This is a genomic window from Burkholderia sp. BC1, assembly GCF_052683555.1.
In genome coordinates this window covers 15,859-35,202 of record NZ_JBQYLP010000006.1, presented here as the reverse complement: position 1 = coordinate 35,202, position 19,344 = coordinate 15,859, and the positions used below count along the sequence as shown (strand labels likewise).

Genomic DNA, 19,344 nt, shown 5'->3' with positions numbered 1-19,344 from the left:
GCGGAACGGCGAACGAACGGCCGGCTGCGCGAAAGCGGGCCGGCCGTTTTTTCTGTAGCATCGTTGTGCGGCGCAGCAGCGCCGGCCATGCGTCCGCGGGCGGCGGACGCGCATCCGATCCCGACCCAGGAGCGACGAAACCATGAAAGCGATCGAAATCACCGAATTCGGCGCCCCCGACGTGCTGAAGCTGACGGAGCGCCCGCGCCCCGAACCGCAGCGCGGCGAAGTGCTGATCAAGGTGGCGGCGTCCGGCGTGAACCGGCCCGACGTGTTCCAGCGCAAGGGCGCGTATGCGCCGCCGCCGGGCGCGTCCGATCTGCCGGGTCTCGAGATCGCGGGCGAAATCGTCGGCGGCGATCTGTCCGACGCCGCGCTGAATCCGTTCGGACTCAAGCTCGGCGACCGCGTGTGCGCGCTGCTCGCGGGCGGCGGCTATGCCGAATACGCGACCGTGCCGCTGCTGCAGTGTCTGCCGGTGCCGCGCGGGCTCACCGACATCGAAGCGGCGTCGCTGCCCGAGACGTTCTTTACCGTGTGGAGCAACGTGTTCGATCGCGCGCAGCTCGGCGCGGGCGAGGGCGGCGAGCAGGAAACGCTGCTCGTGCAGGGCGGCTCGAGCGGCATCGGCGTGACGGCGATCCAGATCGCGCATGCGCTCGGCTTTCGCGTGTTCGCGACGGCAGGCACGGCGGAGAAGTGCCGTGCGTGCGAGGCGCTCGGCGCGGAGCGCGCGATCGACTACAAGACCGAGGATTTCGTCGAAGTCGTGAAGTCGCTGACCAACGATCGCGGCGTCGACGTGATTCTCGACATGGTCGCGGGCTCTTACGTGCCGCGCGAACTCTCCGCGCTGGCCGACGGCGGGCGGCTCGTGATCATCGCGCTGCTCGGCGGCGCGAAGGCCGAAGTCAATCTCGGCGAGATCCTGCGCCGCCGGCTGACGATCACGGGCTCGACGCTGCGTCCGCGGCCGGTCGAGTTCAAGGCGCAGATCGCGGCGCAGCTGAAGGCGCGCGTGTGGCCGCTGATCGAGGACGGCCGCATCAAGCCCGTCATCTATCGCGTGCTGCCGGCCGCCGACGCCGCACAGGCGCATGCGCTGATGGAAAGCAGCGAGCACATCGGCAAGATCGTGCTCGATTGGGGTACGAGCGCGTAACGGCCGCGGTTGCCGGGCTTGACATGCGCGGTTTGACCGGTTCAAGCCGCGCGCAGTAAAATCGCGGGTTTGCTTCGCCAGATCAAACCTGACGGCCGGCTCGCACGGCACGTCGATGACGAGACAGACACGATGTCGAAACAGAGAACAAAGCGGGTGATCGGCAACTGGAAGATGCACGGCCGGCTGGCCGGCAACCAGGCGTTGCTGAACGAAGTGGTGCAGGGCGCGGGCGCCGTGGCGGCCGACACGTCGATCGGCGTGTGCGTGCCGTTCCCGTATCTCGCGCAGGTTCAGGCGCAGCTCGGCGGCAGCCGTATCGCGTGGGGCGCGCAGGACGTGTCGGCACACGAGCAGGGCGCGTTCACCGGCGAAGTGGCGGCGGCGATGGTCGCCGAATTCGGCGCGTGCTACGCGATCGTCGGTCACTCGGAGCGCCGCGCGTATCACGGCGAGCGCAACGAGACGGTCGCGGCGAAGACGCAGCGTGCGCTGGCTGCGGGGCTGACGCCCGTCGTCTGCGTCGGCGAGACGCTCGAGCAGCGCGAATCGGGCGCGACCGAGCAGGTCGTCGGCGCGCAGCTCGATGCCGTGCTCGCGGTGTTGAGCGCGGACGAAGCTGCGCGCATCGTCGTCGCGTACGAACCGGTGTGGGCGATCGGCACCGGCAAGAGCGCGACGTCCGCGCAGGCGCAGGACGTGCACGCATTCCTGCGCGCGCGGCTCGCGGCCAAGGGTGCGGCCGACGTGTCGGTGCTGTACGGCGGCAGCGTGAAGCCGGACAACGCGGAAGAACTGTTCGCACAGCCGGACATCGACGGCGGCCTGATCGGCGGCGCGTCGCTGAAGGCGGAAGATTTTCTGGCGATCTGCCGGGCCGCGCGTTGAGCGGTCGGCGATCGAATTGAACCATGACGGCGGCCGGCGAGTCCGGTCGCCCGATCCAATCGGGTGGATGTGATGCTGTTATTCAAGACGCTGATTATTGTCGTGCAAGTGCTGTCTGCGCTGGGTGTGATCGGACTCGTGCTGCTGCAGCACGGCAAGGGTGCCGACATGGGCGCCGCGTTCGGCAGCGGTGCCTCGGGCAGCCTGTTCGGCGCGACCGGTTCGGCGAACTTTCTGTCGCGCACGACCGCCGTGCTCGCAACGGTCTTTTTCGTCGCGACGCTCGCGCTGACGTACATCGGCTCGTACAAGTCGACGCCGTCGGCCGGCGTGCTCGGCGGCGTGGCGACCGCGCCGGCGCCTGTTTCGGCGGCATCGACGCCGGCTGCGCCCGCGTCCGCTGCGGCCGCCTCGACGGCGAGCGCGCCGGGTCAGGACGTCCCGAAATAAAAAATTAAAATTTTTCCGTTTGTGCGTTGAACAATTCTGGAAGTCAGGTTAGAATTTAATTCTTGAAGCGATTCGCGGGTAACAGCAGTCAAACCCGGGTTGCATGCAGTGCCGACGTGGTGAAATTGGTAGACACGCTATCTTGAGGGGGTAGTGGCGAAAGCTGTGCGAGTTCGAGTCTCGCCGTCGGCACCAAAGTTACTCAATGCCAGCCGCTTCTCGTGGCTGGCATTTTTCATTTGTGGGGTGCGCTTTCGGATGTCTTGCGATCGCATGCACTCCGAAATGATCCCTTCCGCCGGATGGTGGTATTCTCCGGACGCTCAGAACCAACCGATAGAGGATTGCCTTGAACCTCGCAGCCTATTACCCCGTCTTGTTGTTCCTTCTCGTGGGCACTGGTTTAGGTATAGCGCTGGTCAGCATCGGCAAGCTCCTGGGTCCCAACAAGCCGGACGTCGAGAAGAACGCACCGTACGAGTGCGGCTTCGAAGCCTTCGAAGACGCCCGGATGAAATTCGACGTCCGGTACTACCTCGTCGCCATCCTGTTCATCATCTTCGATCTCGAAACCGCATTCCTGTTTCCGTGGGGCGTCGCGCTCCGCGACATCGGCTGGCCCGGTTTCATCGCAATGATGATTTTTCTGCTCGAATTCCTGCTGGGCTTTGCCTATATCTGGAAGAAAGGCGGCCTCGACTGGGAGTGATGGGTTAATCGCCGGTTTGCATGGGTGGCCGCGCCCGGTCGCCCGTCTGGAGTGGAAAGCAAATGAGTATCGAAGGGGTCTTGAAGGAAGGGTTTGTCACCACCACGGCTGACAAGCTGATCAACTGGACGCGTACCGGCTCGCTGTGGCCGATGACGTTCGGGCTCGCGTGTTGCGCCGTCGAGATGATGCATGCGGGCGCGGCCCGTTACGATCTGGACCGGTTCGGCGTCGTGTTTCGTCCGAGCCCGCGTCAGTCCGACGTGATGATCGTCGCCGGCACGCTGTGCAACAAGATGGCGCCCGCGCTGCGCCGCGTGTACGACCAGATGGCCGAGCCGCGCTGGGTGATCTCGATGGGGTCGTGCGCGAACGGCGGCGGCTACTACCACTACTCGTACTCGGTGGTTCGCGGCTGCGACCGGATCGTGCCGGTCGACGTCTACGTGCCGGGCTGCCCGCCGACGGCCGAGGCGCTGGTCTACGGCGTGATCCAGCTTCAGGCGAAGATCCGCCGCACCAACACCATCGCCCGTCAATAAGCCCCGAGCGTCCCCCAATATGGCAAGCAAAATCGAGACCCTCAAGGCCAACCTCGAAGCCGCGCTCGGCGCGCGCGTGGTGAGCCTTACCGAAGCGATCGGTGAACTGACGCTCGTCGTGAAGGCGAGCGATTACCTCGACGTCGCGACGACGCTGCGCGACGATCCGAAGCTGCGCTTCGAGCAACTGATCGACCTGTGCGGCGTCGACTACCAGACCTACGGCGACGGCGCCTACGACGGCCCGCGCTTCGCGGCCGTCACGCACCTGCTGTCGGTCACGAACAACTGGCGTCTGCGCCTGCGCGTGTTCGCACCCGACGACGATCTGCCGATCGTTCCGTCGCTCGTCGACATCTGGAATTCCGCGAACTGGTACGAGCGCGAGGCGTTCGACCTGTACGGCATCGTGTTCGAAGGCCACCCCGACCTGCGCCGCATCCTCACCGACTACGGCTTCATCGGCCATCCGTTCCGCAAGGACTTCCCGGTGTCGGGCTACGTCGAAATGCGTTACGACCCGGAAGAGAAGCGCGTCGTGTACCAGCCGGTGACGATCGAGCCGCGCGAAATCACGCCGCGCGTGATCCGCGAGGATCGCTATGGCGGTCTGAAACATTAAGGGGGCGTCATGGCAGAAATCAAGAACTACACGCTCAACTTCGGCCCGCAGCACCCGGCAGCGCACGGCGTGCTGCGCCTCGTGCTCGAGCTCGACGGCGAAGTCATCCAGCGCGCCGATCCGCATATCGGCCTGCTGCACCGCGCGACCGAAAAGCTCGCGGAAAACAAGACCTTCATCCAGTCCGTGCCGTACATGGACCGTCTCGACTACGTGTCGATGATGGTCAACGAGCACGGCTACGTGCTCGCGATCGAGAAGCTGCTCGGCATCACGGTGCCGGAGCGCGCGCAGTACATCCGCGTGCTGTTCGACGAAATCACGCGCGTGCTGAACCACCTGATGTGGATCGGCGCGCACGCACTCGACGTCGGCGCGATGGCGGTGTTCCTGTACGCCTTCCGCGAGCGCGAAGACCTGATGGACGTGTACGAAGCGGTGTCCGGTGCACGGATGCACGCGGCGTACTATCGTCCGGGCGGCGTCTATCGCGATCTGCCGGACGCGATGCCGCAATACAAGGCGTCGAAGATCCGCAACGAGAAGGCGCTCGCGAAGATGAACGAAGCGCGCAGCGGCTCGGTGCTCGATTTCATCGACGACTTCTTCACGCGCTTCCCGAAGTGCATCGACGAGTACGAAACGCTGCTGACCGACAACCGGATCTGGAAACAGCGTCTGGTCGGCATCGGCGTCGTGAGTCCGGAGCGTGCGCTGCAGATGGGCCTCACCGGCCCGATGCTGCGTGGCTCGGGCATCGCGTGGGATCTGCGCAAGAAGCAGCCGTACGAAGTGTACGACCGCATGGATTTCGACGTGCCGGTCGGCGTGAACGGCGATTGCTACGACCGCTATCTGGTGCGCGTCGAGGAAATGCGTCAGTCGGTCCGCATCGCGAAACAGTGTATTGAGTGGCTCCGCAAGAATCCGGGCCCCGTGATGACGGACAATCACAAGGTTGCGCCGCCGTCGCGCGTCGGCATGAAGACCAACATGGAAGACTTGATTCACCACTTCAAGCTCTTCACCGAAGGTTTCCATGTGCCGGAAGGCGAAGCGTACGCGGCGGTCGAGCATCCGAAGGGCGAGTTCGGCATCTATCTCGTGTCCGACGGTGCCAACAAGCCGTATCGTCTCAAGATTCGCGCACCGGGCTTCGCGCACCTGGCGTCGCTCGACGAAATGGCGCGCGGTCACATGATCGCCGACGCCGTCACCATCATCGGTACGCAGGACATCGTGTTCGGCGAAATCGATCGCTAATGGTCGCGCCGCCTGCGCGAGCGGGCGGCGAGCAGTAAGTCACACGCGATGCGCGCTGAACCGGCGCGGCTTCGCAAGCTGTCAACAGTGAGCGCCAGGTCTGCCGTCCACGCACGCCGTGCGGCAGGTTGTTCGTTCGGTAGGAATTGAAAGAGTCGTGTCTGAAAATGATCTCAGCTGAAGGCCTGAAGGAAATCGATCGAGCGTTGACGAAGTATCCCGCCGATCAGAAGCAGTCCGCCGTGATGTCGGCGTTGGCCGTCGCTCAGGAAGAGCATGGCTGGCTGTCGCCCGAACTGATGCAGTTCGTTGCGGACTATCTCGGCATGCCGGCCGTCGCCGTGCAGGAAGTCGCGACGTTCTACACGATGTACGAGCTCAAGCCGGTCGGCAAGCACAAGATCACGCTCTGCACGAACCTGCCGTGCCAGCTCGGACCGCACGGCGGTGCGGAGGCGACGGCCGACTACCTGAAACAGAAGCTCGGCATCGACTTTGGCGAGACCACGCCCGATGGCAAGTTCACGCTGAAGGAAGGCGAGTGCTTCGGCGCGTGCGGCGACGCCCCGGTGCTGCTGGTGAACAATCACAAAATGTGCAGCTTCATGAGCCGCGAGAAGATCGACCAGCTGCTTGAGGAGCTCTCGAAATGACGTCCCTCCACGACCGTCACATCAAACCGCTGATCCTCGCTGGTCTGAACGGCGAGAACTGGCATCTCGAAGACTACGTTGCGCGCGGCGGCTACAAGCAGCTGCGCCGCATTCTCGAAGAAAAGATTCCGCCCGAGCAGGTGATCGCCGACGTCAAGGCGTCGGGCCTGCGCGGCCGCGGCGGTGCGGGCTTCCCGACCGGCCTGAAGTGGAGCTTCATGCCGCGTCAGTTCCCGGGGCAGAAGTACCTCGTCTGCAACTCGGACGAAGGCGAGCCGGGCACGTTCAAGGATCGCGACATCCTGCGCTGGAATCCGCACGCGCTGATCGAAGGGATGGCCATCGGCGCCTACGCGATGGGCATCACGGTCGGCTACAACTACATCCACGGCGAGATCTTCGAAGTGTATCGACGCTTCGAGGCGGCGCTGGAAGAGGCACGCGCGGCCGGTTTCCTCGGCGACAACATCATGGGCTCGGAATTCTCGTTCCAGCTCCATGCGCACCACGGCTACGGCGCGTACATCTGCGGCGAGGAAACGGCGCTGCTCGAGTCGCTCGAAGGCAAGAAGGGCCAGCCGCGCTTCAAGCCGCCGTTCCCGGCGAGCTTCGGCGTGTACGGCAAGCCCACGACGATCAACAACACCGAGACGTTCGCCGCGGTGCCGTTCCTGCTCGCCGTCGGCCCGCAGAATTACCTCGAGCTCGGCAAGCCGAACAACGGCGGCACGAAGATCTTCTCGGTGTCGGGCGACGTCGAGCGTCCGGGCAACTATGAAGTGCCGCTCGGTACGCCGTTCGCGACGCTGATGGAGCTCGCCGGAGGGATGCGCGGCGGCAAGAAGATCAAGGCCGTGATTCCGGGCGGCTCGTCCGCACCGGTGGTGCCGGGCGACATCATGATGCAGACCGACATGGACTACGACTCGATCGCGAAGGTCGGCTCGATGCTTGGTTCGGGTGCGGTGATCGTGATGGACGAGACGCGCTGCATGGTGCGCTCGCTGCTGCGCCTGTCGTACTTCTACTACGAGGAATCGTGCGGTCAGTGCACGCCGTGCCGCGAAGGTACGGGCTGGCTGTATCGCGTCGTCAACCGTATCGAGCACGGCGAAGGCCGCCAGGAAGACCTGGATCTGCTCAATTCGGTCGCCGAGAACATCATGGGGCGCACGATCTGCGCGCTGGGCGACGCGGCTGCGATGCCGGTGCGCGGGATGCTCAAGCACTACTGGGACGAATTCGCGTACCACGTCGAGCACAAGCGCTGCATGGTCGGCGGTCACGCGCACGCGGCGGCGGCCTGACGCGAAACCGGTTGCGGAATTTGAGCGCACGGTCGGGCGAACGCGCGAACGGGCGGAAATAGGTTAAGGACCATTCACCATCATGGTTGAACTTGAAATAGACGGCAAGAAGGTCGAGGTGCCCGAAGGCAGCATGGTGATCCAGGCTGCGCACAAGGCGGACACGTACATTCCTCACTTCTGCTATCACAAGAAACTGTCGGTTGCGGCCAATTGCCGGATGTGTCTCGTCGAAGTCGAGAAGATGCCGAAGGCCGTGCCTGCCTGCGCGACGCCCGTGTCGGCCGGCATGATCGTGCGCACGCAGTCCGACAAGGCCGTGAAGGCGCAGCAGTCGGTGATGGAATTCCTCCTCATCAACCACCCGCTCGACTGCCCGATCTGCGATCAGGGCGGCGAATGCCAGCTGCAGGATCTCGCGGTCGGCTACGGCAAGTCGTCGTCGCGCTATTCCGAAGAAAAGCGCGTGGTGTTCCACAAGAACGTGGGCCCGCTGATCTCGATGGAAGAGATGTCGCGCTGCATTCACTGCACGCGCTGCGTCCGCTTCGGCCAGGAAATCGCCGGCGTGATGGAGTTCGGCATGCTCGGCCGCGGCGAGCATTCGGAAATCACGACGTTCGTCGGCAAGACCGTCGATTCCGAGCTGTCGGGCAACATGATCGACCTGTGCCCGGTCGGCGCGCTGACCAGCAAGCCGTTCCGCTACAGCGCCCGTACCTGGGAACTGTCGCGCCGCAAGTCGGTGAGCCCGCACGATTCCGTCGGCGCGAACCTCGTCGTGCAGGTGAAGAACAACCGCGTGATGCGCGTGCTGCCGTTCGAGAACGAAGCGATCAATGAGTGCTGGATTTCCGACAAGGATCGTTTCTCGTACGAAGGCCTGAACAGCGAAGAGCGCCTGACCAAGCCGATGCTCAAGCAGGGCGGCCAGTGGATCGAGACCGACTGGCAGACCGCGCTCGAATACGTCGCGAAGGGCCTGAAGGGCATCGCGGCCGATCACGGCGCGAACGCGCTGGCGATGCTGTCGAGCGCGCACAGCACGGCTGAAGAACTGTTCCTGCTCAAGCAGCTCGCAGACGAACTGAAGACGCCGAACGTCGATTTCCGTCTGCGTCAGCTCGATTTCTCGGCGCCCGTCGACGGCGCGCCGTGGCTCGGCATGCCGATCGCCGATCTGTCGAACGTGAACGCCGCGTTCGTCGTCGGTTCGGATCTGCGCCGCGATCACCCGCTGTTCGCAGCGCGCCTGCGTCAGGCCGCGAAGAACGGCGCGAAGATGCATTTCCTGCACGCGACCGGCGACGACGCCCTGATCCCGACCGCGCAGCGCATCGTCGCCGCGCCGTCCGCCTGGCTCGACGAACTCGCCGGCATCGCCGCGGCGGTCGCGCAACTGCGCAGCGTTGCGCTGCCGGACACGCTTGCGGGCGTCACGGCGTCGGCGGCCGCGCAGGCCGTCGCACAGTCGCTCGCGAACGGCGAGCGTCGCGTGCTGCTGCTCGGCAACGCGGCCGTCCGTCATCCGGAATTCGCGAAGCTGCACGCCGTCGCGCAGTGGATCGCCGACAACACCGGCGCAACCTTCGGCTTCCTGACCGAAGCGGCGAACACGGTCGGCGCGCACGTCGTCGGCGCACTGCCGGGCCACGGCGGGCTGAATGCGCGCGAAGCGTTCGCGCAGCCGCGCAAGGGCTACGTGCTGCTGAACGTCGAGCCGGAATTCGACACGGCCGATCCGGTGCAGGCGCTCGCCGCGCTGAACCAGGCCGAGATGGTCGTCGTGATGTCGCCGTTCAAGCACGGTCTCGACCATGCGGACGTGCTGCTGCCGATCGCGCCGTTCACCGAAACGGCCGGCACGTTCGTCAACGCGGAAGGCACCGTGCAGAGCTTCAACGGCGTCGTGCGTCCGCTCGGCGAAACGCGTCCGGCGTGGAAGGTGCTGCGCGTGCTCGGCAGCCTGCTCGGCCTGCCGAACTTCGAATACGAAACGGCGGAAGAAGTGCGCCTCGCCGCACTCGGCGAAGCAGGCGTCGCGAACCGTCTGTCGAACAAGACGTCGGTCGCGCCGGCGCGCGTCCCGGCGAAGGCCGCGAACGGCAGCTTCGAGCGCCTCGCCGACGTGCCGATCTATCACGCCGACGCACTCGTGCGCCGTGCGGGCGCGCTGCACCTGACGGCGGCCGCGAAGGCGGCGAACACCGTCGGCCTGCCGGCCGCGCTGTTCGACAAGCTGGGCTTGAAGGAAGGCGACGCGGTGCGCGTGCGCCAGGGCGAGCGTGCGGTGCAGTTGCCGGCCGTGCGCGACGCGAATCTTGCGGAGACGGTCGTTCGCGTGTCGGCGGCGACGCCTGCCGGTGCAGCGCTCGGCAGCCTGTCCGGTGAACTGGTGGTGGAGAAGGCGTAAATGAGCTTGTTCGATACGATCAACGCGGGCGGAGCCCAGCTTCTCGGCGTCGCATGGCCGACGGTGTGGGCGCTCGTGCGCATCCTCGTCGTCGCCGTCGTGATCCTGCTGTGCGTCGCGTACCTGATTCTGTGGGAGCGCAAGCTGATCGGCTGGATGCACGTGCGTCTCGGCCCGAACCGCGTCGGCCCGGCCGGTCTGCTGCAGCCGATCGCCGACGTGCTGAAGCTGCTGCTGAAGGAAGTGATTCAGCCGACCGCCGCGAGCCGCTGGCTGTACCTGATCGCGCCGATCATGACCGTCGTGCCGGCGTTCGCGGTGTGGGCGGTGATCCCGTTCCAGGCCGAAGCGGTGCTCGCGAACGTGAACGCGGGCCTGCTCTACGCGATGGCGATCTCGTCGATCGGCGTGTACGCGGTGATCCTCGCCGGCTGGGCGTCGAACTCGAAGTACGCGTTCCTCGGCGCGATGCGCGCCGCGGCGCAGATGGTGTCGTACGAAATCTCGATGGGCTTCGCGCTCGTGCTCGTGCTGATGACGGCCGGCAGCCTGAACCTGTCGGAAATCGTCAATTCGCAGCAGCACGGCTTCTTCGCCGGCCACGGCGTGAACTTCCTGTCGTGGAACTGGCTGCCGCTGCTGCCGGCCTTCGTCGTCTACTTCATCTCGGGCATCGCCGAAACGAACCGTCACCCGTTCGACGTGGTGGAAGGGGAATCGGAAATCGTCGCCGGTCACATGATCGACTACTCGGGCATGGCGTTCGCGCTGTTCTTCCTCGCCGAGTACATCAACATGATCGTGATCTCGGCACTGGCCGCGACGCTGTTCCTCGGCGGCTGGGACGCACCGTTCGAATTCCTGTCGTTCATCCCGGGCATCTTCTGGCTGGTGCTGAAGGTATTCGCGCTGCTGTCGGTGTTCATCTGGGTGCGCGCGACGTTCCCGCGCTTCCGTTACGACCAGATCATGCGCCTCGGCTGGAAGGTGTTCCTGCCCGTCACGGTGATCTGGGTGGTCGTGGTCGGCTTCTGGATGATGTCGCCGCTCAACATCTGGGTGAAGTAATCGGACGAAATCATGACGGCAATCCAACACTTCTTTAAGACCTTCTTCCTGACCGAACTGCTGAAGGGGCTCGCGCTGACCGGCCGTTACACGTTCCGGCGCAAGTTCACCGTGCAGTTCCCGGAAGAGAAGACGCCGATTTCGCCGCGTTTTCGCGGGCTGCACGCGCTGCGCCGCTACGAGAACGGCGAAGAGCGCTGCATCGCATGCAAGCTGTGCGAGGCCGTGTGCCCGGCGCTCGCCATCACGATCGAATCGGAAACGCGCGCGGACAACACGCGCCGCACGACGCGCTACGACATCGACCTGACCAAGTGCATCTTCTGCGGTTTCTGCGAAGAAAGCTGCCCGGTCGATTCGATCGTCGAGACGCAGATTCTCGAGTACCACGGCGAAAAGCGCGGCGACCTGTATTTCACGAAGGAAATGCTGCTCGCGGTGGGCGATCGCTACGAGAAGGACATCGCCGCGGCGAAGGCTGCCGACGCGCCGTATCGTTGATTGTGTTTGCAGTGCCGGCCCGCGCATCGGCGATGTACGGGCTGTGCCGCCGCGACGGGTGCGGCACGCGAGAGCGTCCCGCAAGCCGCGCCTGACTATGGCCTAACGATGAACCGGTAATCATGGAATTCACGACCGTACTGTTCTACATCTTCGCGCTGCTCCTGGTGGTATCAGGGCTGAAGGTGATCACTTCGCGCAACCCGGTGGCGTCTGCGCTTTTCCTTGTGCTGGCGTTCTTCAACGCCGCCGCGATCTGGATGCTGCTCGAAGCGGAGTTCCTCGCGATCCTGCTGGTGCTGGTCTACGTGGGCGCCGTGATGGTGCTGTTCCTGTTCGTCGTGATGATGCTGGACATCAACATCGACTTCCTGCGACGCGACTTCAAGCGCTTCGTGCCGATGGCGACCGTCGTCGGCGCGATCATCGTCATCGAAACGGCGCTGATCCTGTGGCGCGGCTACGGCGACACGCATGCCGTGCACGCGATGACGTCGGGTGCGACCGAAGGCTGGTCGAACACGCGCCTGATCGGCAAGGTCATCTACACCGACTACATCTTCGCGTTCGAAATCGCCGGCCTCGTGCTGCTGGTCGCGATCATCGCCGCGATCGGGCTGACCTCGCACAAGGGCAAGGACAGCAAGCGCCAGCGCGTGTCGGATCAGGTCAAGGTGCGTCGCAACGATCGCGTGCGCCTCGTGAAGATGGAAGCGGACAAGCCGCAGCCGGAAACGGCGCAGAGCGAAGCCGGTACGGGCGCGAACGGCTAAGCGGAGGAAAGGAAAACCATGTTGACTCTTGCTCACTACCTCGTGCTCGGCGCGATTCTGTTCGCGATCGCGATCGTCGGGATTTTCCTGAACCGCCGCAACATCATCATCATCCTGATGGCGATCGAACTGATGTTGCTCGCGGTGAACACCAACTTCGTCGCGTTCTCGCACTACCTCGGCGACGTGCACGGCCAGATCTTCGTGTTCTTCGTGCTGACCGTCGCCGCAGCGGAAGCCGCGATCGGTCTCGCGATTCTGGTGACCCTGTTCCGTAAGCTCGACACGATCAATGTCGAGGATCTCGATCAGCTCAAAGGTTAATTTCAGGCAACGCTGTTATGTCAACGACACTCAATGAAAACCTGCTGCTGGCGATTCCGCTCGCTCCGCTGGCCGGCTCGCTGATTGCGGGGCTGTTCGGGAACGCAGTCGGGCGCAAGGGCGCACACCGGATCACGATCCTCGGCGTATTGATCGCGTTCCTGCTGTCGGCGAAAGTCTTCGTCGACGTGATGGGCGGCGCAAGCTTCAACGCGACCGTCTACGAATGGATGCACGTCGGCTCGCTGAAGCTCGAAGTCGGCTTCCTCGTCGATTCGCTGACGGCGATGATGATGGTCGTCGTGACCTTCGTGTCGCTGATGGTGCACATCTACACGATCGGCTACATGTCGGAAGAGGACGGCTACCAGCGCTTCTTCTCGTACATCTCGCTGTTCACGTTCTCGATGCTGATGCTCGTGATGAGCAACAACTTCCTGCAGCTGTTCTTCGGCTGGGAAGCGGTGGGTCTGGTGTCGTACCTGCTGATCGGCTTCTACTTTACGCGTGAGAGCGCGATCTACGCGAACATGAAGGCGTTCCTCGTGAACCGCGTGGGCGACTTCGGCTTCCTGCTCGGCATCGGCCTGCTGCTCGCGTTCGCCGGCTCGATGAACTACGGCGAAGTGTTCGCGAAGCGCGCGGAACTCGCGAGCCTGCATTTCCCGGGCACCGACTGGGGCCTGCTGACGGTCGCCTGCATCTGCCTGTTCATCGGCGCGATGGGCAAGTCGGCGCAGTTCCCGCTGCACGTCTGGCTGCCTGACTCGATGGAAGGCCCGACGCCGATCTCGGCGCTGATTCACGCGGCGACGATGGTGACGGCCGGCATCTTCATGGTGTCGCGCATGTCGCCGCTGTTCGAGCTGTCGGATACCGCGCTGTCGTTCATCACGGTGATCGGTGCGATCACGGCGCTGTTCATGGGCTTCCTCGGGATCGTCCAGAACGACATCAAGCGTGTCGTCGCTTACTCGACGCTGTCGCAGCTCGGCTACATGACGGTCGCGCTCGGCGTGTCGGCCTACCCGGTCGCGGTGTTCCACCTGATGACGCACGCGTTCTTCAAGGCGCTGCTGTTCCTCGGCGCCGGCTCGGTGATCATCGGCATGCACCACGATCAGGACATGCGCAACATGGGCGGCCTGCGCAAGTACATGCCGATCACCTGGATCACGTCGCTGATCGGTTCGCTCGCGCTGATCGGTACGCCGTTCTTCTCGGGCTTCTACTCGAAGGACTCGATCATCGACGCGGTGAAGCTGTCGCACCTGCCGGGTTCGGGCTTCGCGTACTTCGCGGTCGTCGCGAGCGTGTTCGTCACGGCGCTGTACTCGTTCCGCATGTACTTCCTCGTGTTCCACGGCGAAGAGCGCTTCCGCCATCCGAAGCATCCGGAATCGCCGATGGGCATGGCGGCCGCGCACGGTCACGACGATCACGGCCATGGCGACCACGCGCACGAGCCGCACGAGACCCCGTGGGTCGTGTGGGTGCCGCTCGTCCTGCTCGCAATTCCGTCGGTGATCATCGGTGCGATCGCGATCGGCCCGATGCTGTTCGGCGATTTCTTCCAGCACGGCGTCGCGTTCGACAAGGTGATCTTCATCGGCGAAAACCATCCGGCGCTGGCCGAGATGGCCGAGGAGTTCCACGGCTGGGTCGGCATGGGCCTGCATTCGGTGTCGGGCCTGCCGGTGTGGCTCGCGCTGGCCGGTGTCGTCGTCGCGTGGTTCCTGTATCTGAAGCGTCCGGATCTGCCGGCGTCGATCCGCCGCGCGTTCGGTCCGATCTACACGCTGCTGGATAACAAGTACTACATGGACAAGATCAACGAAGTGGTGTTCGCCCGCGGTTCGGTGGCGATCGGCCGCGGCCTGTGGAAGGAGGGCGACGTCGTGGTGATCGACGGCCTCGTCAACGGCAGCGCCAAGTTCATCGCCTGGTTCGCCAGCGTGATCCGCTTCCTCCAATCCGGTTACATCTATCACTACGCGTTCGCCATGATCATCGGCATGCTGGGGCTCCTGACCCTGTTTGTAACGCTCGGCGGCAAATAAGGCGGGGGGACAACTAATGCACGCTTTTCCGATTCTCAGTACCGCGATCTGGCTGCCGATCGTTTTCGGCCTCCTCGTGCTCGCGGTCGGTAACGACAAGAACCCGGGGCCGGCACGCTGGATCGCGCTGATCGGCTCGCTGCTCGGTCTCGCCGTCACGATCCCGCTGATCACGGGCTTCGATGCGAGCACCGCCGCACTGCAGTTCGTCGAGCAATCGACGTGGATCGAACGCTTCCAGATCTCGTATCACCTCGGCGTCGACGGCATCTCGATGTGGTTCGTCGTGCTGACCGCGCTGATCACGGTGATCGTCGTGATCGCCGCGTGGGAAGTGATCACCGAGAACGTCGCGCAGTACCTCGCCGCGTTCCTGATCCTGTCCGGCATCATGATCGGCGTGTTCTCGGCGGCCGACGGCCTGCTGTTCTACGTTTTCTTCGAGGCGACGCTGATCCCGATGTACATCATCATCGGCGTGTGGGGCGGCCCGAACCGCGTGTACGCGGCGTTCAAGTTCTTCCTGTACACGCTGGCCGGCTCGCTGCTGATGCTGGTCGCGCTGATCTACCTGTACACCGAGACGCACTCGTTCGACCTCGCGACGTGGCAGAACGCGAAGATCGCGATGACGCCGCAGATCCTGCTGTTCATCGCCTTCTTCCTCGCGTTCGCGGTGAAGGTGCCGATGTGGCCGGTCCACACCTGGCTGCCGGATGCGCACGTGGAAGCGCCGACGGGCGGCTCGGTCGTGCTGGCGGCGATCATGCTGAAGCTCGGCGCGTACGGTTTCCTGCGTTTCTCGCTGCCGATCACGCCTGACGCGAGCCACTTCCTCGCACCGGTCGTGATCACGCTGTCGCTGATCGCGGTGATCTACATCGGCCTCGTCGCGATGGTGCAGGCCGACATGAAGAAGCTCGTCGCTTATTCGTCGATCGCGCACATGGGCTTCGTGACGCTCGGCTTCTTCATCTTCAACCAGCTCGGCGTCGAAGGCGCGATCGTGCAGATGATCTCGCACGGTTTCGTGTCGGGCGCGATGTTCCTCTGCATCGGCGTGCTGTACGACCGCGTGCACTCGCGCCAGATCGCCGACTACGGCGGCGTCGTCAACGTGATGCCGAAGTTCGCGGCGTTCGCGATGCTGTTCTCGATGGCGAACTGCGGCCTGCCGGGCACGTCCGGTTTCGTCGGCGAGTTCATGGTGATTCTCGCGGCCGTCCAGTACAACTTCTGGATCGCCTTCGGCGCGGCGTTCACGCTGATCCTCGGCGCGGCCTACACGCTGTGGATGTACAAGCGCGTCTACTTCGGTGCGGTCGCGAACGATCACGTCGCGAAGCTGAAGGACATCGGCCGCCGCGAATTCCTGATGCTCGCCGTGCTTGCCGCGTTCACGCTGCTGATGGGCCTGTATCCGAAGCCCTTCACCGACGTGATGCACGTTTCCGTGGAAAACCTCCTCTCCCATGTCGCGCAGTCGAAGCTGCCGCTGGCCCAGTAATCGCGAGCGGAGGAAATCAAGATCATGAACGCTCCTATGAATGTCCTGTTGCCTGACGCGCTGGTGATGGCCGCCATCATCGTCGCTTGGCTGAACGACACCTTTACCGGTGCATCCGGCCGCCGCCTCACGTATCTGATCGCGGTGGTCTCGTCGGTGGTCGCCGGCGTTTGGTTTGCGGTGCAGGCGCTCGATCCGCAGCATTACTACTTCTTCTCGCGGATGGTCGTCGTCGATGCGTTCGCGAGCGCGATGAAGGCGGTCGTGTCGCTCGGTTTCGCCGTGTCGCTGATCTATTCGCGCAAGTACCTCGAAGATCGCGACATGTTCCGCGGCGACGTGTTCCTGCTCGGCATGTTCTCGCTGCTCGGTCAGCTCGTGATGATCTCGGGCAACAACTTCCTGACGCTGTACCTCGGCCTCGAGCTGATGTCGCTGTCGCTGTACGCGGTGATCGCACTGCGCCGCGACGGTGCGGTGTCGAGCGAAGCCGCGATGAAGTACTACGTGCTGGGCGCGCTCGCTTCGGGCTTCGTGCTGTACGGGATCTCGATGCTGTACGGCGCGACGGGCGGCTCGCTCGATCTCGCCGACGTGTACAAGGCCGTGAGCAGCGGCGGCACCGAAGACGCGGTGCTGATGTTCGGCGTGATCTTCATCGTGGCCGGTATCGCGTTCAAGCTTGGCGCCGTGCCGTTCCACATGTGGGTGCCCGACGTCTATCAGGGCGCGCCGACCGCGATGACGCTGTTCGTCGGCGGCGGTCCGAAGGTCGCGGCGTTCGCCTGGGGGCTGCGTTTCCTGGTGATGGGCCTGCTGCCGCTCGCGCAGAACTGGCAGACCGCGCTCGTGATTCTCGCCGCGCTGTCGCTGATCGTCGGCAACATCACCGGTATCGTCCAGCGCAACATCAAGCGGATGCTCGCGTACTCGGCGATCTCGAACATGGGCTTCGTGCTGCTCGGCCTGCTCGCCGGCATCGTGAAGGGCGACGCGGCCGCACCGGCAAACGCGTACAGCTCGGCGATGTTCTACGCGATCGTCTACCTGATCACGACGCTCGGCTCGTTCGGCGTGGTGATGCTGCTCGCGCGCCGCGACTTCGAAGCGGACACGATCGACGACTTCAAGGGCCTCAACAAGCGCAGCCCGGTGTTCGCGTTCGTGATGATGGTGATGATGTTCTCGCTGGCCGGCATTCCGCCGACCGTCGGCTTCTACGCGAAGCTCGCGGTGCTCGAGGCGACCGTCAACGCGGGCCTCACGTGGCTGGCCGTGCTGGCCGTGATCACGTCGCTGTTCGGCGCGTTCTACTACCTGCGCATCGTCAAGCTGATCTACTTCGACGCACCGCAAGACTCGACGCCGATCGGCGGCGATTTCTGCAAGCGCACGATCCTGGTGCTCAACGGCATCGCGGTCGTCGTGCTCGGCCTGATCCCGAGCCCGCTGCTGACGGTGTGCCTGGACGCACTCCGTCACTCGCTGCCGACGCTGTAATGTCGGCCGCGGGCTGGTTTATCGTGCTGTTGGCGCTCGCGGGCGCCAACCTGCCGTTTCTGAACCAGCGCCTGTTCGCCGTCGTGCCGATCGGCGCGGCGAAGAAGGGCGCGTGGATCCGGATCGGCGAACTGATCGTGCTGTATTTCGTCGTCGGCGCGCTCGGCTTCTGGCTCGAATCGCGCGCCGGCAACCGCTTCGAACAAGGCTGGCAGTTTTACGCGATCACGTTCAGTCTGTTCGTCGTGTTCGCGTTTCCCGGCTTCACGTTCCAGTATCTCGTCAAACGACGCTGACAACGTCCCGGCCGCGCTCGTCGCGGCTTCGCACACGCGTGCGGCCGGGCGCAGTCCTTGCGCCCGGTTCGCATGACGGCCGGCGCAAGCACGTTTCCGGCGTGCCGGCCCTTCGTCGTCACGCCTCATCACGGAGCCGCCGATGGCCGAATTGCCCAATCACGACGCCGCACTCACCGAAACCTGCCTCGAAAGCGAATCGATCTTCGAAGGCGCGTTCCTGAAACTGAAGCGCGACACCGTCAGTCTGCCCGACGGCAAGCGCGCAACGCGCGAATACGTCCAGCACCCGGGCGCGGTGATGGTGATCCCGCTGTTCGACGACGGCCGCGTGCTGATGGAAAGCCAGTACCGCTACCCGATCGGCAAGGTAATGGCCGAATTCCCGGCCGGCAAGCTCGATCCGGACGAGGGCGCGCTCGCGTGTGCCGTGCGCGAACTGCGCGAGGAAACGGGCTATACGGCCCGCGAATACGTCTTCCTCACGCGGATTCATCCGATCATTTCCTACTCGACCGAATTCATCGACCTGTATCTCGCGCGCGGGCTGACCGCCGGCGAGCGCAAGCTCGACGACGGAGAATTCCTCGAAACCTTCACGGCGACGCTGCCCGACCTGCTCGAATGGGTGCGCACGGGCCAGATCAGCGACGTCAAGACGATCATCGGCACGATGTGGCTCGACCGCGTGCTGTCCGGCGCATGGCCGCTGGGCCCCGTTCTGACGCCTTGAACACAGCGTCAGCGGCGCGCGGAGCGGCGCGTTACAATTCGGTCACATGCGCGTCATCGCGCGCCCGATCGTGATTTAGCACGACCGTTCACAAAACCGTTTTTTGCGCTACACTCGTCACACGCCCTGATTCAGCATGAAGGTCCTCGATTTACAGTGCCCGCATGGTCATCGGTTCGAAGGCTGGTTCGCTTCGGCCGATGAATTCGAATCGCAGTTGTCCCGCAAGCTGGTCGAATGTCCGGTGTGCGGGACGACCGAGGTCAGCCGTATGCCGTCCGCGCCGCGCCTGAATCTGTCGGGGGCGACGCAGGCGCAGCCGGTCGATCCGCGTGCGCTGCAGGCGCAGGTGATGCGTGCGTTGCGCGAGGTGCTGGCGAAGACCGAGAACGTGGGCGAGCGCTTCGCCGAGGAAGCGCGGCGCATCCATTACAACGAAGCGCCGGCGCGCAGCATTCGTGGCGTCACGACGCCGGAAGATGCGCAAGCCTTGGTCGAAGAAGGCATCGATGTGATGCCGCTGCCGATTCCTGCCGCGCTGAAAGAACCGCTGCAATAACGTACGCAGTGTGT

The 19,344-nt window shown here is 64.2% G+C and carries 20 protein-coding genes and 1 tRNA gene; all 21 read left to right on the top strand.

The window, feature by feature from the left end:
• The first annotated feature begins 142 nt into the window (after positions 1 to 142).
• Complete coding sequence (locus ACSHSS_RS04785; protein WP_012213010.1) at positions 143 to 1,162, top strand: NAD(P)H-quinone oxidoreductase; 1,020 nt, start codon at positions 143 to 145, stop codon at positions 1,160 to 1,162.
• Between the two features lie 132 nt (positions 1,163 to 1,294).
• On the top strand, positions 1,295 to 2,050 hold the full coding sequence (tpiA, locus tag ACSHSS_RS04780) for a triose-phosphate isomerase (protein WP_006398796.1): 756 nt from the start codon (positions 1,295 to 1,297) through the stop codon (positions 2,048 to 2,050).
• Positions 2,051 to 2,122: 72 nt separating this feature from the next.
• A complete protein-coding gene (secG, locus tag ACSHSS_RS04775; RefSeq protein ID WP_006398797.1) occupies positions 2,123 to 2,500 on the top strand; it encodes a preprotein translocase subunit SecG in 378 nt (125 codons plus the stop codon).
• A gap of 110 nt (positions 2,501 to 2,610) precedes the next feature.
• Positions 2,611 to 2,695, top strand: a tRNA-Leu gene (locus tag ACSHSS_RS04770).
• 154 nt (positions 2,696 to 2,849) lie between these two features.
• On the top strand, positions 2,850 to 3,209 hold the full coding sequence (locus ACSHSS_RS04765) for an NADH-quinone oxidoreductase subunit A (RefSeq protein ID WP_006398798.1): 360 nt from the start codon (positions 2,850 to 2,852) through the stop codon (positions 3,207 to 3,209).
• Between the two features lie 62 nt (positions 3,210 to 3,271).
• Positions 3,272 to 3,751: a NuoB/complex I 20 kDa subunit family protein gene (locus ACSHSS_RS04760; RefSeq protein ID WP_006398799.1), complete on the top strand. Its 480-nt coding sequence runs from the start codon at positions 3,272 to 3,274 to the stop codon at positions 3,749 to 3,751.
• A gap of 19 nt (positions 3,752 to 3,770) precedes the next feature.
• Complete coding sequence (locus tag ACSHSS_RS04755) at positions 3,771 to 4,373, top strand: NADH-quinone oxidoreductase subunit C (protein WP_006398800.1); 603 nt, start codon at positions 3,771 to 3,773, stop codon at positions 4,371 to 4,373.
• A gap of 9 nt (positions 4,374 to 4,382) precedes the next feature.
• A complete protein-coding gene (locus tag ACSHSS_RS04750) occupies positions 4,383 to 5,636 on the top strand; it encodes an NADH-quinone oxidoreductase subunit D (protein ID WP_059787173.1) in 1,254 nt (417 codons plus the stop codon).
• Between the two features lie 167 nt (positions 5,637 to 5,803).
• Positions 5,804 to 6,289 carry an NADH-quinone oxidoreductase subunit NuoE gene (gene nuoE, locus ACSHSS_RS04745; RefSeq protein WP_006398802.1) on the top strand — a complete coding sequence of 162 codons (486 nt, stop codon included), beginning with the start codon at positions 5,804 to 5,806 and terminating at the stop codon, positions 6,287 to 6,289.
• Positions 6,286 to 7,596, top strand: a complete 1,311-nt coding sequence (nuoF, locus tag ACSHSS_RS04740; protein ID WP_006398803.1) for an NADH-quinone oxidoreductase subunit NuoF — start codon at positions 6,286 to 6,288, stop codon at positions 7,594 to 7,596. Before nuoE ends, nuoF begins: the two co-directional genes overlap by 4 nt.
• 82 nt (positions 7,597 to 7,678) lie before the next feature.
• Complete coding sequence (gene nuoG, locus ACSHSS_RS04735) at positions 7,679 to 10,009, top strand: NADH-quinone oxidoreductase subunit NuoG (RefSeq protein ID WP_445544619.1); 2,331 nt, start codon at positions 7,679 to 7,681, stop codon at positions 10,007 to 10,009.
• Positions 10,010 to 11,077, top strand: a complete 1,068-nt coding sequence (nuoH, locus tag ACSHSS_RS04730; RefSeq protein ID WP_006398805.1) for an NADH-quinone oxidoreductase subunit NuoH — start codon at positions 10,010 to 10,012, stop codon at positions 11,075 to 11,077.
• Positions 11,078 to 11,089: 12 nt separating this feature from the next.
• Complete coding sequence (gene nuoI / locus ACSHSS_RS04725) at positions 11,090 to 11,578, top strand: NADH-quinone oxidoreductase subunit NuoI (protein ID WP_006398806.1); 489 nt, start codon at positions 11,090 to 11,092, stop codon at positions 11,576 to 11,578.
• 122 nt (positions 11,579 to 11,700) lie between these two features.
• Positions 11,701 to 12,351 (top strand): NADH-quinone oxidoreductase subunit J, encoded by a 651-nt coding sequence (locus ACSHSS_RS04720; RefSeq protein ID WP_006398807.1) that lies wholly within the window; start codon positions 11,701 to 11,703, stop codon positions 12,349 to 12,351.
• 18 nt (positions 12,352 to 12,369) lie between these two features.
• Positions 12,370 to 12,675, top strand: a complete 306-nt coding sequence (gene nuoK / locus ACSHSS_RS04715; protein ID WP_004185739.1) for an NADH-quinone oxidoreductase subunit NuoK — start codon at positions 12,370 to 12,372, stop codon at positions 12,673 to 12,675.
• Between the two features lie 17 nt (positions 12,676 to 12,692).
• On the top strand, positions 12,693 to 14,735 hold the full coding sequence (gene nuoL / locus ACSHSS_RS04710) for an NADH-quinone oxidoreductase subunit L (RefSeq protein WP_217060912.1): 2,043 nt from the start codon (positions 12,693 to 12,695) through the stop codon (positions 14,733 to 14,735).
• Between the two features lie 16 nt (positions 14,736 to 14,751).
• On the top strand, positions 14,752 to 16,242 hold the full coding sequence (locus tag ACSHSS_RS04705; RefSeq protein WP_006398809.1) for an NADH-quinone oxidoreductase subunit M: 1,491 nt from the start codon (positions 14,752 to 14,754) through the stop codon (positions 16,240 to 16,242).
• Positions 16,243 to 16,278: 36 nt separating this feature from the next.
• Positions 16,279 to 17,742, top strand: a complete 1,464-nt coding sequence (nuoN, locus tag ACSHSS_RS04700) for an NADH-quinone oxidoreductase subunit NuoN (RefSeq protein ID WP_175687098.1) — start codon at positions 16,279 to 16,281, stop codon at positions 17,740 to 17,742.
• On the top strand, positions 17,742 to 18,038 hold the full coding sequence (locus tag ACSHSS_RS04695) for a DUF2818 family protein (protein WP_006398811.1): 297 nt from the start codon (positions 17,742 to 17,744) through the stop codon (positions 18,036 to 18,038). The genes nuoN and ACSHSS_RS04695 overlap by 1 nt, the downstream gene beginning before the upstream one ends.
• 142 nt (positions 18,039 to 18,180) lie before the next feature.
• Positions 18,181 to 18,771, top strand: coding sequence for an NUDIX domain-containing protein (locus ACSHSS_RS04690; protein WP_006398812.1), 591 nt, complete (start codon positions 18,181 to 18,183; stop codon positions 18,769 to 18,771).
• Between the two features lie 136 nt (positions 18,772 to 18,907).
• On the top strand, positions 18,908 to 19,330 hold the full coding sequence (locus ACSHSS_RS04685) for a DUF1178 family protein (RefSeq protein WP_006398813.1): 423 nt from the start codon (positions 18,908 to 18,910) through the stop codon (positions 19,328 to 19,330).
• Positions 19,331 to 19,344 lie beyond the last annotated feature (14 nt).

Excerpts from the sequence above, each read along its gene's own strand:
- ACSHSS_RS04785 (WP_012213010.1), top strand. The coding sequence starts at position 143 with ATGAAAGCGATCGAAATCACCGAATTCGGCGCCCCCGACGTGCTGAAG.
- tpiA (WP_006398796.1), top strand. The coding sequence starts at position 1,295 with ATGTCGAAACAGAGAACAAAGCGGGTGATCGGCAACTGGAAGATGCAC.
- secG (WP_006398797.1), top strand. The coding sequence starts at position 2,123 with ATGCTGTTATTCAAGACGCTGATTATTGTCGTGCAAGTGCTGTCTGCG.
- ACSHSS_RS04760 (WP_006398799.1), top strand. The coding sequence starts at position 3,272 with ATGAGTATCGAAGGGGTCTTGAAGGAAGGGTTTGTCACCACCACGGCT.
- ACSHSS_RS04755 (WP_006398800.1), top strand. The coding sequence starts at position 3,771 with ATGGCAAGCAAAATCGAGACCCTCAAGGCCAACCTCGAAGCCGCGCTC.
- ACSHSS_RS04750 (WP_059787173.1), top strand. The coding sequence starts at position 4,383 with ATGGCAGAAATCAAGAACTACACGCTCAACTTCGGCCCGCAGCACCCG.
- nuoE (WP_006398802.1), top strand. The coding sequence starts at position 5,804 with ATGATCTCAGCTGAAGGCCTGAAGGAAATCGATCGAGCGTTGACGAAG.
- nuoF (WP_006398803.1), top strand. The coding sequence starts at position 6,286 with ATGACGTCCCTCCACGACCGTCACATCAAACCGCTGATCCTCGCTGGT.
- nuoG (WP_445544619.1), top strand. The coding sequence starts at position 7,679 with ATGGTTGAACTTGAAATAGACGGCAAGAAGGTCGAGGTGCCCGAAGGC.
- nuoH (WP_006398805.1), top strand. The coding sequence starts at position 10,010 with ATGAGCTTGTTCGATACGATCAACGCGGGCGGAGCCCAGCTTCTCGGC.
- nuoI (WP_006398806.1), top strand. The coding sequence starts at position 11,090 with ATGACGGCAATCCAACACTTCTTTAAGACCTTCTTCCTGACCGAACTG.
- ACSHSS_RS04720 (WP_006398807.1), top strand. The coding sequence starts at position 11,701 with ATGGAATTCACGACCGTACTGTTCTACATCTTCGCGCTGCTCCTGGTG.
- nuoK (WP_004185739.1), top strand. The coding sequence starts at position 12,370 with ATGTTGACTCTTGCTCACTACCTCGTGCTCGGCGCGATTCTGTTCGCG.
- nuoL (WP_217060912.1), top strand. The coding sequence starts at position 12,693 with ATGTCAACGACACTCAATGAAAACCTGCTGCTGGCGATTCCGCTCGCT.
- ACSHSS_RS04705 (WP_006398809.1), top strand. The coding sequence starts at position 14,752 with ATGCACGCTTTTCCGATTCTCAGTACCGCGATCTGGCTGCCGATCGTT.
- nuoN (WP_175687098.1), top strand. The coding sequence starts at position 16,279 with ATGAATGTCCTGTTGCCTGACGCGCTGGTGATGGCCGCCATCATCGTC.
- ACSHSS_RS04695 (WP_006398811.1), top strand. The coding sequence starts at position 17,742 with ATGTCGGCCGCGGGCTGGTTTATCGTGCTGTTGGCGCTCGCGGGCGCC.
- ACSHSS_RS04690 (WP_006398812.1), top strand. The coding sequence starts at position 18,181 with ATGGCCGAATTGCCCAATCACGACGCCGCACTCACCGAAACCTGCCTC.
- ACSHSS_RS04685 (WP_006398813.1), top strand. The coding sequence starts at position 18,908 with ATGAAGGTCCTCGATTTACAGTGCCCGCATGGTCATCGGTTCGAAGGC.